Origin of the sequence: Bacillus sp. SIMBA_074, from assembly GCF_046534555.1 — a bacterium.
GTDB lineage: Bacteria > Bacillota > Bacilli > Bacillales > Bacillaceae_G > Bacillus_A > Bacillus_A mycoides.
Genome location: NZ_JAWRYM010000645.1, coordinates 1 through 266, shown reverse-complemented (window position 1 = coordinate 266; position 266 = coordinate 1). Strand labels below are relative to the sequence as shown.

Annotated in this window: 1 protein-coding gene; it reads right to left on the bottom strand. The window is 30.8% G+C overall.

Features of this window, described 5'->3' with window-relative positions:
- Positions 1–9: 9 nt before the first annotated feature.
- Positions 10–266 (bottom strand): hypothetical protein (locus SB773_RS32335; RefSeq protein ID WP_410594462.1); only part of this gene is annotated, 257 nt, incomplete at its 5' end.

Below are 266 nucleotides of genomic sequence, written 5' to 3'. Positions count from 1 at the left end.
AAATTACCCTTATCTTTCTGCAACAAACCCTTTTGTGGGTAAACCAAAAAAAATTACATAAAACTGTAAAATCTGTAAAAGATAATAATGAATGAGGAATCTTCCATATTGAAAACATTCACCATAAGGAAGGCCTTTCAAGTTTTTATGGTTCTGCAGATCTTTTATAAGAAAAGGCAAAAACAAAAGAAGGAGTCGTTCATCCATGAAAAAGTTTTTAATCATCTGTTTAACAGCCTGTTCCCTATTCTTAGTTAACATGGATT